This window comes from Agrobacterium sp. ST15.13.013, assembly GCF_027956525.1.
In the GTDB taxonomy this organism is placed as follows: Bacteria; Pseudomonadota; Alphaproteobacteria; order Rhizobiales; family Rhizobiaceae; genus Agrobacterium; species Agrobacterium salinitolerans.
This window is the reverse complement of the sequence record NZ_JAQKGP010000049.1, coordinates 1-10,450: the sequence shown is the minus strand read 5'-3', so window position 1 is coordinate 10,450 and position 10,450 is coordinate 1. Positions and strand designations below refer to the sequence as shown.

Genomic DNA, 10,450 nt, shown 5'->3' with positions numbered 1-10,450 from the left:
CAACGTAGTCTCCATGGAGAAACTCCTTGTCTCTCATCCATGGAACGTCGATCCCAGATCAGAAGGCGGCAGACAACGTGGGAGCAGAACAACGGTTACGGAAGGAAAAGCATACCTCACCAAAGTCTTCGCCCACGGATCCGTCAACCCTGAGAGGCGGCGCCTCATTCGTAGCGTCATCGAGGGTACTGAGGGCGTCCTGCTAGGCGAGATCGAGGGTGCAATGTGCCTTCGCATAACCGGTGAAAAGAGAAAGACTCAGGTGACAGCTCTTGTCAGCCAAGATGACGGCGGCATCCGAAGGTTGACATTGGAGACCTTCCAAAGCCGAGCAGGGGGCTGGTATCAGGCTTACGAAAAGGATTCCTTCTCGTTCCGATCTGACGAGTTCGAACGTCTGCTCGCATTCCTGGAAAGCATCAAGTTCGTCGACCGCTCGAATGAGGAGAGGTTCGATGTCCGCGACCTCTCGGTCGGAAACGGCCCCAAGATTATCACGGATGCTTCAGAGCACACACTTCTAGCAACGCTTCGAAAGCTATCCCCGGAAAGACGCGAGAGCCTGTTTCGTGAAGCACAAGGCGATCTCAGTCAGAATGAAATCAATTTGCTTCTCGGAAGACGCCAAGGATTGGATGAGTTTGAACGACGTCTTGAGCACGATACATGGACGGAAAAGGACTGGCAGGATTTCTTCGAGCGACAGAGCTGGGTCTTCGGCTACGGCCTGGACTATCGCATCATGCGGCCGTTCGATCGCGAGATGGTGGTGGGCGCAGGCGGCACGGATGATCGCGACCGTCCGACAGTCGATTATCTGATGAACTTTACGGACTACACGGTCCTCGTCGAAATCAAGCGACCCGACACCCCGCTCTTCCAGCAACGTCGATCCGGGCGGTCCGGCACTTGGAGGTTCAGCAACGAGTTCATGGACGCCGTTTCGCAGGTTCTCGAACAAAAGGCCGAATGGCTGGTGCAGGCTCAGACTGGTCAGAATTACGACAAGTCTGGCGAAAGGCGGTTAGCTAATAGGACCCGCGATCCAAAGGCTATCCTCGTCATAGGCAGGTCGTCGGAAATCGGCAGGGTTGGGAATGCCCGCGAAGCCGAGGTTCGCCGAGACACCTTCGAGCTGTTCCGGCGCGACACTCGCAACCTCGACATCGTCACCTTCGACGAACTGCTCGGGCGGGCGCGATTCATCACACGAGATTGAACGAATGACCCTTCGCCCGATTGAATCCAAACTTGTCGAGGATCTCTTTTTACAAGGAGGTTATGTTCTCGAGTTCACGAACCAGACGTTCGCTGAATTCTTTCACCACGAGGTCGGCGTGGACATCTATGACGACGTGTACGCCTTTCGCGGCAATTCGAAGGGGAAGCGCCTTATCGCATTCACACAAAAGGCGCAACCGAAAGCGATTGCAAAGGCACTGGTCGGCCTATGGGAATATCTTGAGGCGGATCGCCCCTTGCTGGCGACTGACGACAATCGGAAGAAGTTAAGTAGCATCATCGAGAGGCTCGGCGGACATGAGTTGCCAAGAGCTGCCGTCGCCGACTCACCTAGTATGCAGCAGCCGGCAACGCCTCTGGAGGGTGTGCTCTCGGCATTGGAGGAAGAGTTTCTGGCACTCGGGGCAATGGACGACCGCCCGCAGGAACGCGGCTATGCTTTTGAGAGATTCTTGAAGCGCTGGCTCGACATCTGGGGGCTAGACGCGCGCGCTTCCTTTCGAACAATTGGCGAGCAGATCGATGGTTCATTCCAGCACGAAGGCACGACGTATCTGGTGGAAGCGAAGTGGCACCGCGTTCAGACGGACGCGACAATGCTTCATTCCTTCCAAGGCAAGGTTGAAGAGCGAACGATCTGGACGCGTGGGCTGCATGTCAGCTACTCGGGATACAGTACGCTATCGTTTTCAGCCTTCACCTCCCGTCGTTTGCTCTTGATGGACGGTCAGGACATCTACATCGCACTCAGCAGGAGGCTTGATCCTGCCATCGTAATTCGCGAGAAGGCCCGAGCTGCATCAGAGCGCAAGAACCCATTTGCGAAGGTCCTGGAACTTTTCCCGTAGCCCCATGTCTCAATGAGGCTCTAATCGCGAACTCCAGCAACTCCTTCGGATTTTCTCGTCTTGGACGTCTACACAAGGTTTCTAGCGGACCTGAGTTTGCGGCCTCACGGACATGCCATTAAGCGTCAGACGATTGCTCTTTACGCAACCTGGCAACGATCGCATTTGCGAATTTACTCCATGTGACAGATCAAGCGAACATGATCGAGCCCTGACCGCCGATACGTATCTTCAGTCGCGCCGGGGAAAATTAACGACTTCTAATCCTCTGCCTTGATCGACGGTTATGACTGTGTGACACAAGTTCTAGTTTAAATCAGCGCGTAGATTTGATTCCATGAACGAGCATTTGAGTCCTTCCGTTCGAGATTTTTCGAAACTCGTCGCCGCCAAGATAGAGGATATCCGTCCGCGGCTTCTCGACTTGACCTCTAAGAATCCGCTCGTGAACATGAGTTTCGACGGTCGCTCGGCAAGTCAGATCAGAGTAATTGACGAACTGCCTGACCGAATTTTTTACAGCATCAACAATGATGGCTCCTTGAAGTTCAAGGCACTCCCGTCTCTGGAAGAGGACGCGAGGGACGAACAGACTCCGAAATTCGTCGAGGCCGTATCGATCGCTCTTCGGACCGACGAGGAATACCTTGAAGCGAGCACGGCGCTCGACCCCGAGGCGCTCGACTACCCCGATCGGATCAGAAAGGCCGAACGCGCGCTCCGGGACCGAGTTCGTGACAGTCTTGGAATGCCGAAGAGAATTACGCGCAGGGACGAATCCCTGGCGCAGCATGCAAAGAACAACGGCATCAATCCGAGCTTCGAACTTCCGCTTCTCGATGACGTGGTTGACGACAACCGTTACGAAGACGACAACATCCAGACGCTGCTGCTAGCGCCCGATCTCGAGCGTAGGATGAACGCGCTCGTAACCAAGGGAAGGACTGCGCAGCAGGAAACTGGCCTCAACCTGCTGCGTGGCGCGTTCGGCTTCCTCGAATGGAAGGACCCGGCCCGTGCCGATGATCGCGTCTATCTCTCACCTCTCATTCTCGCTCCCGTGGTGGTCGAGCGGAAGAAGACTGCCGGAGGCCCTATGTTCTCTGTTCAAGGGACAGGTGAGGAGGCGGAAACAAACCTGGTCCTACGGGAGAAGTTCAAGCGCGAGTTCAATATCGACCTCCCATTGTTTCAGGGCGGATCGATCGAGGAATATTTCAAGGAGATCGCCGGCATAAAGCATGCCAAGCTCCCTTGGCAGGTGCGGCGCCGGATAACGTTCTCGGTGTTCCCGGCCGCCCGAATGGCAATGTATGAGGATTTGGACTCGACCGCCTCCGACTTCTCAAGGAGCACAATCGTTGAGTCCATCCTAGTGGGATCGGAGACCTCCGACGCGGGCGCGGTCGCAGAGGAGTACGATGTCGACGCGCCAGACGTCGAGGCTGAAGTTCCCCACTTGGTGAAGAAGGCGGATGCAAGCCAGTTCAGCGTCTTGGTGGATGTTGCGAGGGGAAAGAACCTGGCGGTGGAAGGACCTCCGGGAACAGGGAAGTCGGATACCATCGTCAATGCGATCGCGACCGCGCTGTCGAAAGGCAAGAAGGTTCTGTTCGTTGCGGAGAAGTCAGCCGCCTTGGAGGTCGTGCAAAGCCGCCTCGAAGCTGTCGGTCTGGGGGAATTCGTCCTGCCGTTGCTGGCCGGACGAAGCTCCAAGGACGAATTCATGCGTTCCGTCCGAGAGCGTGTAGGCATTCGGGAGAGGCTGCCCACGGAGCTGAAGGAAAACAGGGATCGATTCATTACGGTGAGGGAAAGCCTGTCACGCTACGTCGCCATTCTGGCAAGCGAGTGGGAAGGCACTGGTGAAACCGTGCACCGCGTTCTAGGGCGCGCGATTGCCACACAGCATCTGCTCGACGTGATGTCGCCTGTAGCCCTGTCAGAGCATTCGTTGCCAGCCCGGGAGTTCAGGCGTCACGAAATCGAAGAGCTTGTAGCGCAGACGAAATGGCTTTCAGATATCGGATCGACCCCAGTCGCTGACCGGCTGCATTGGCAGGGCACCAGGAACCTCGATACGAGCCAGTTCAAGAGCTCGGCAATTCTGGCGCTGACGCACAGATCAGCCGAAGCTTACGAGCAGCTCAAGGATGCGTCAGACAGACTTCTGGGACTCGGCCTGGACCATGAGCTCTCGATGGCGGAGATATCCGAGCTCGAGGGTGTGGCGGCTTCCATACGCGAACTTGTCGAGGGCGAATTTTCCGCTTCAGAGGCGAATATAGCGACGTGCGCGTTCCCGGGTAAGATCACAGACTTTTTCAAGGATTGCGATGCGGCGCGTGCACTCGCAAGCAGACTGTCGACTGAGCTGCTTGATCCTCATGGCGAAGACGTCGGGCAAACACTCGACCGGATCGGGGAGATTGTCCGCGCGTCCGGCGTGCAGTCCTTGGATGCGGCTAGTCGAGCGGTGGAGATATCGGCCATCGAGTCCATGATCGAAGACTTCGAAAAGGTGCTCGCAACGGCGGACGATTTCATCGCACAACATCCGCCAGCCGCAAGCTGGACCGTGGGGTCGCTTGGAAAAATCGCCGATATCGTTGCCTCGTCCCGTATCGACGTGTTGCGTATGCGCTCGGCCATTCTTGCGGATGCGGGTGCCGTCGCCAGCTTGAAATCAATGGTCGAGGCAGGAATGTCCCTTCGGGACAAGCGGCACGCTCTGGAAGCACACATGTCTCTGCGATCGGATGTTCGAGCGTCCGATATTGATCGACACCTTGGGACGATCCGAGGCGCAGGCGCATTCAGCTTTCTTTCATCAACGTTCAAAGACGCGAAGTCCTTCTATCTTGCGATTTCGAAAGCCGGAAAGTTCGACAAGCAGCTTGCGATCCAGCACCTTGCTGCAGCGCGCGATCAACTCGAAGAGGAGGCCCGTTTCAACGCTCGCGCGACGAACAGCGGCGTGTTTGGAGCTCGGTTCGACGGCGTCGACACGGACTTCGAGAGCTTTGGCGAACTGGCCGCGTTCTACGAGAGCGTGGATGCGAAGTTCAGCGGCTTCAACAATCGGGCGGCCCGAGACTTTTTGAGAAGCGAGATTGTCGACACGCTGATCAATACGCCATCGCTTCCTGATCTTCCGCCCGAGGCCCCACTCCGCGATCTTGCCGAAACATGTGCAAAGCTCGAATCGAAACTTGAGGAGCTCAAGTCCACCGACGTGGAACTGAAACTGCTCAGCCAGATATTCCATCGCCCTGCAGCCGTGACCAGTTCCGATGTACTCAAGTTCGCAAACGATGTTCGCGAACTCCAAGAATTGGTCGGGAAGCTCGATCGGAGCGAACTTGCCGTGGTGCTTGGCAGTCACTTCGACGGTTGGAAGAGCAAGTCTGACGAGATCGATTATCTGGTGGAGGTCGCGCGCTTGCTTCATAAGCATCGGTTCGGAACCGCATTCGCCCTGGCGGCGCGCGAGCGTCGCCTTCAGGAATTGCTCTCCTCGTCCAAGCTCGCCCACGATGCCGCCCAAAATGCGCAGGGCCTGCTCGCGCGGGTTTCTGGTGAAGGTCTCCTCGACATGGGCGCCAAGATCAACAAGCTGACATACGCGCAGGCGTCAGAATTCCTTTCGGCTGCATCCAAGGACGTGGAGGCGCTCGCGCATTGGACGAACGTTGCTAAGTCAAGGTCGGAGATCGACCGCCTGGGGCTTCTGGAGACAGTTGATCTCCTGGTGAGGCAGGTGGGAACGACCGACGTCTCCGGCCATGTCGAGGCTCTGCTCCGGCGCGTGGCGGCGGGCCGAGTCTACGAAAAGTACGGGCGAGAGCTTGTGAACTATTCGGGACGGCAGCTCGAGGCTCTGCGCTCAAGACTGAAGTCGCTTGATGACGAGATCACACTTCTTTCTCGAAAGGCGCTGCGCCACCAGTTGATTTCCGGATCGCGTCCGCCTGCCGGCAATGCGCGTGGACGCGTCGCCGAATATACCGAGATGGGTCTTCTCGAGCACCTCGCGGGGCAGAAGAAAATCCGGGTCCCCGTGCGTGACGTCACGAAGCGGGCAGGGCGTGCCCTTCTGGCTCTCAAGCCCTGCTGGATGATGTCGCCTCTCGCTGTGGCTCAGTACATCCAGAAGAACACCTTGGAGTTCGACATCTGCATAATCGACGAAGCCTCGCAAATGCCCCCGGAGGACGCCATCGGTGCCTTGTTCAGAAGCAGGCAGGCGATGATCGTTGGCGACACCCAGCAGCTTCCTCCGACCAACTTCTTCCACAAGAGCATCGCAGACACTGCCGACGACGAGGAAACCGACGCCGTGACCGAGGAATCAGTCCTTGAGATGGCTAACAGCGCGTTCCGGCCACGTCGAATGCTCACCTGGCACTACCGCTCGAAGCATTCGGGCCTCATCAGATTCTCGAACGGCTTGATCTACCGGGACAGACTGACCGTCTTTCCTTCTGCCAACGAAGATAATCCGAGGATGGGTGTTTCCCTGGTGCAGACCAATGGCATCTACAAGGCGGGCGTGAACACGACCGAAGCGCATGCAGTCGTCGAGGCGGCCTTGGACTTCATGCGTCACGATCCGACCCGGTCGCTGGGGATCGTCGCTGTCAACAAGGCGCAGGCCGACTATATTAATGAGCGTCTTCAGTACGAGATCGCGCGAGACGCGGCGGCCGGCGAGTTCGTTGACCGATGGCTCCATGAGCGAGATGGTCTCGAGGAATTCTTCGTCAAGAACCTCGAGAACGTGCAGGGAGACGAGCGCGACGTGATCTTCGTTTCGACGGTGTACGGTCCGCCGTCGGAGGGGGGCAAGGTGGCTCAGCACTTCGGCCCGATCGCTGGTCCCACTGGCCGCAGGCGTCTGAACGTGTTGTTCACTCGTGCGAAAGAGCAGATCAGAACCTTCACCTCAATGACGCCGTCGGACATCACTGCAGAGGAGACCTCGAACCCAGGTGCCTGGATGCTGAAGCGTTGGCTTGAATACAGCGCGGGTGGCCCTCTGCAGGCCGGCACCGGAACGCATGGCGCGTTTGACTCTCCGCTTGAGGAGTTTGTTGCCGCTCAGATCGAATCCATGGGATGCGTGGCAGTACCGCAAGTCGGGGCCGGGGGCTACTCGATCGATCTGGGCGTCCGGCACCCTCAATGGCCGCACGGCTTCCTAATGGGGGTTGAATGCGATGGAGCGGCCTACCATTCGTCGCGGTCAGCGCGGGATCGCGACCGTCACCGCCAAGAGATACTCGAGCGCCTTGGCTGGAATATCCACCGTGTCTGGTCGACCGACTGGTTCGACGACCCGCGGCGGGAAGCGGAAAGGCTCCGCGCGGCCATCGGCGCACGCTTGGAACGGTTGAAAACGAAGCTTGCGGAGCAGGCTGTCGTGTCAGTTCCACCACCCCGTCCCGCGACCGCAACGGCAACGACCAAGAATGTCCGCCGCACTGGGGTCGAACAGCTTGTGCTGCCAGTTGACGCCCCTGCAGTGAAGCCTGATCGCTCCCCGCCTGCGGTAGCGAAAAGCGGTGTCGTGCGCCTCGGGAGCAAAGTTCGCTTGCGTTACCTGGATCGTGGTCAGGAGACTTACCAGTTCACCATCGTCAAGGATCCGAGCGCGCCGGAAAAAGGTCTGGTCAACCGCAGCGCACCTTTGGCAAAGGCGGTTCTGGATGCCGAAGCGGGAGACGAATTGGAGATACTCCTCGGAAGCCTGATCAGGAAGGCAGTTGTCGAGAGCGTGAGCTAGCATACGCGGCGGAGAGTTGTCCGCCGACAAGGAATAACTTCAGGAGGAATTTTACGTGCGAGTGCCATTCATAACACTCATGTTCTGTCTCACTGCCAGTGCGACGCAAGCAGACCTTCTTACTGATCTAAGATCCTGCAAGGCCGAGAGCGACTCGCTGAAGCGGCTGACCTGTTTCGACGCCATTGCGGTGTCAGGCCTGGAGGAGACTGCCGCCGCGCGGCCCGCGGCAGGTGTTGCGGGCAACTCTGCGAAGGCAACTGTGGAACTGGTCAATGCGAAGATGCGTGTCCAAGGAAAAAGCTATCAGAATCAGATATTCAACGACCGCGTCGAGCTCGTGCCGAGTTTCAAGAATACGTCGAAGAAGACGGTCGTGGCGGTCGCTCACACCGTGTCCATCACCGACGCTTTCGGGGATAAGATAGTCGATGGCGAGAGCAAGCTGGACATCAAGATCCCTCCGGGGAAAACGGTAGTGAGCGAGACGTTCTATACCTGGGAGGACAATCCCTTCATCAAGGGTGAACCATATGACAAGCTGATCGGACCAGTCTCGACGGGGACCGCCAAAGCCACGCTGAACGTGACTAAGGTTATATACTTTGACGGCACGTCGGAGAGTTTCTGATTGGGCCACTTGCCCCTTCTTGTTGAATCATAGTGCCGCAGCTATTCGATGGTTTCCGGCGTCCCGTCTGGATGGCGTGAACCCGTCGCCAATCGAGGTCAGCCGACAGAGCCTCGAATTCAGCGTCACCGCAGGGCTGAGGCTCTCCAGGCGGTGGATTTCCTGGGTGATGGAGATAAAATGAGCGAATCGAAGACGATCCAGCAAATCCTCAAGGCAAGGGTGCATAAGCACAACGCGAGGGGCAAACGTGTCAGGCTCGATATGCAGCGGCAGGAGCGTACCTATTGGTGCTGGGCGGCGACCAGTGTGAGCGTTGTCCGCTTCTTCGATCCCGCGTCGCACTGGACTCAGCGCTTGGTCGCGTACGAAGTTCTAGGTGAGAACTGCAGCGAAGATTGTACGGAAGGATGTCCCCACGATGAAGTGGCGTGCCTAGATGAGGCGCTGGAAAGAGTCTCATGTTTGTCTAGGATGTCCATAGGCGTCGACGGACCGAAGACTGTCAAAGGGGAAATCGATGCTGGGAGGCCGCTATGCATGCGTATCCAATGGAAATCGGGTGGTGGCCACTTTCTCGCAATCGTTGGCTGGTTTCTCGCGGCCGATGGGGGGACAGTGTATATTGTTGAGGACCCAGCTTACGGTCGCACGAGGATAGCTTCGTCTGACATAGTTACAAGGTATCGTGAAATCGGGCGCTGGACCCATTCATATTTCGTAACAACACCTACGTTGTATGATCTGGAGGCAAACAATTTGATAGATAAAGATCCTGAGGCAGTAGGAGGCTAACATGGCGATAATAGCTCCCAGCAACTCTGAAGTGGTCAGGGAGACATTCATCGAAGGTCTCGCGAATATGATTGAAAATGACGAAGGGGTCGGTGGTGATTTTGTGTCTGCTCCAATCACCGGTGATGCGCCACTGCCAGTTTATACATTGAATGCCCAGGCAGCCGCAACGATGGATTTGACGCAGCCTCCTGGGGGCTGGCGTTACCTATTCTCTCTGGGCGGTGTACCAATGTTTGCTGACATTGTAATCGAAAGTCAGGATCAACTGAGGTTCAACTCTTTGACCGAAGGGAGAGCTGCCGAAGCGTTCATTGAAGCATTTGGTTGGGTTCAGGATTTTGCCGACACCGAAGCCGATCAATTCATGCTGCGTATCGTGGAGGTTCCTGCAATAAACGAGGTGGCTGTCTGGCTACACGGTCAAAAGGATGATTGGATATTCGAGGTTCTTCGTCGGGGCAAACAGGCCACCAATAGGCCCGTGCGGGTGTTCGACTATCTGTCCGAACTATCTGCGGATATAGAGCACAGCTACATCTTCTCGGGCAGGCCGACACCGTCCGACCACAACGGAAACGACCACGACATTTAGTCCGCTGCACGGTGTCGAACATCTTTGAGATGTCGTCTCAAAATTTTGACCACGGCCATGGTGTGCGCAAGTAGATCGGCTCGGATGCGCACGTTTAAAAAAGCCCGTCTGTAGCGGAAGAGCTGGCCCTTGGGGATAGTGGAACCCTATGTCAGAATGCTCAGCGAAATGACTGCCGTAAGGATGCCTGTGTGTGAACGTGTTTAGAAGCAAGGTTAGTTCCCACATCCCAGCCTGTCTCCAACTGCTCCTTGTGCTGAGTTTCCTTGATGAGTTCGTGAGCAATCAGAGCGGCGAGCAGAGAGTCGGCGTCCATGTGCCAGGTTCTGAGCTTCTTGAAAAGAGATTTGAAGGAGGCGACCTTGGCAGGATCCTCTGAATAGCATTTTCCGGGCACTTTTTAGTGCCCGGAAATTGTTGGTTTCCACGCAGAACTGAGCCGGTTAGGCGCATAAGGGGGTGCGGATAAAAAGTTGGACTGTTTTAAATGCTCAGGCCGAGGCTCTTACGATATTCGACCGGGCTGAGCGATCCCAGCGATATCTTGATGCGCT

General features: G+C 56.7%; 6 protein-coding genes. All 6 read left to right on the top strand.

Annotated features, from left to right (window positions below):
- Window positions 1–13 precede the first annotated feature (13 nt).
- Window positions 14–1,219 (top strand): Shedu immune nuclease family protein, encoded by a 1,206-nt coding sequence (locus tag PL597_RS25440; RefSeq protein WP_271366592.1) that lies wholly within the window; start codon window positions 14–16, stop codon window positions 1,217–1,219.
- 4 nt (window positions 1,220–1,223) lie between these two features.
- Window positions 1,224–2,090, top strand: coding sequence for a restriction endonuclease (locus PL597_RS25435; protein ID WP_271366591.1), 867 nt, complete (start codon window positions 1,224–1,226; stop codon window positions 2,088–2,090).
- 337 nt (window positions 2,091–2,427) lie between these two features.
- Entirely contained in the window at window positions 2,428–7,875 is a 5,448-nt protein-coding gene (locus tag PL597_RS25430) for a DUF4011 domain-containing protein (protein WP_271366590.1), read from the top strand.
- A 55-nt stretch (window positions 7,876–7,930) separates the two neighbouring features.
- Window positions 7,931–8,506 carry a hypothetical protein gene (locus PL597_RS25425; RefSeq protein ID WP_271366589.1) on the top strand — a complete coding sequence of 192 codons (576 nt, stop codon included), beginning with the start codon at window positions 7,931–7,933 and terminating at the stop codon, window positions 8,504–8,506.
- Between the two features lie 48 nt (window positions 8,507–8,554).
- Window positions 8,555–9,301 carry a papain-like cysteine protease family protein gene (locus PL597_RS26380; protein ID WP_416372253.1) on the top strand — a complete coding sequence of 249 codons (747 nt, stop codon included), beginning with the start codon at window positions 8,555–8,557 and terminating at the stop codon, window positions 9,299–9,301.
- Between the two features lies 1 nt (window position 9,302).
- Window positions 9,303–9,896 (top strand): hypothetical protein, encoded by a 594-nt coding sequence (locus PL597_RS25420; protein ID WP_271366587.1) that lies wholly within the window; start codon window positions 9,303–9,305, stop codon window positions 9,894–9,896.
- Window positions 9,897–10,450: the final 554 nt, after the last annotated feature.

What these genes read in the sequence shown, in the direction of transcription:
- PL597_RS25440 (WP_271366592.1), top strand. Translation starts at nt 14, where the DNA reads ATGGAGAAACTCCTTGTCTCTCATCCATGGAACGTCGATCCCAGATCA.
- PL597_RS25435 (WP_271366591.1), top strand. Translation starts at nt 1,224, where the DNA reads ATGACCCTTCGCCCGATTGAATCCAAACTTGTCGAGGATCTCTTTTTA.
- PL597_RS25430 (WP_271366590.1), top strand. Translation starts at nt 2,428, where the DNA reads ATGAACGAGCATTTGAGTCCTTCCGTTCGAGATTTTTCGAAACTCGTC.
- PL597_RS26380 (WP_416372253.1), top strand. Translation starts at nt 8,555, where the DNA reads ATGGTTTCCGGCGTCCCGTCTGGATGGCGTGAACCCGTCGCCAATCGA.
- PL597_RS25420 (WP_271366587.1), top strand. Translation starts at nt 9,303, where the DNA reads ATGGCGATAATAGCTCCCAGCAACTCTGAAGTGGTCAGGGAGACATTC.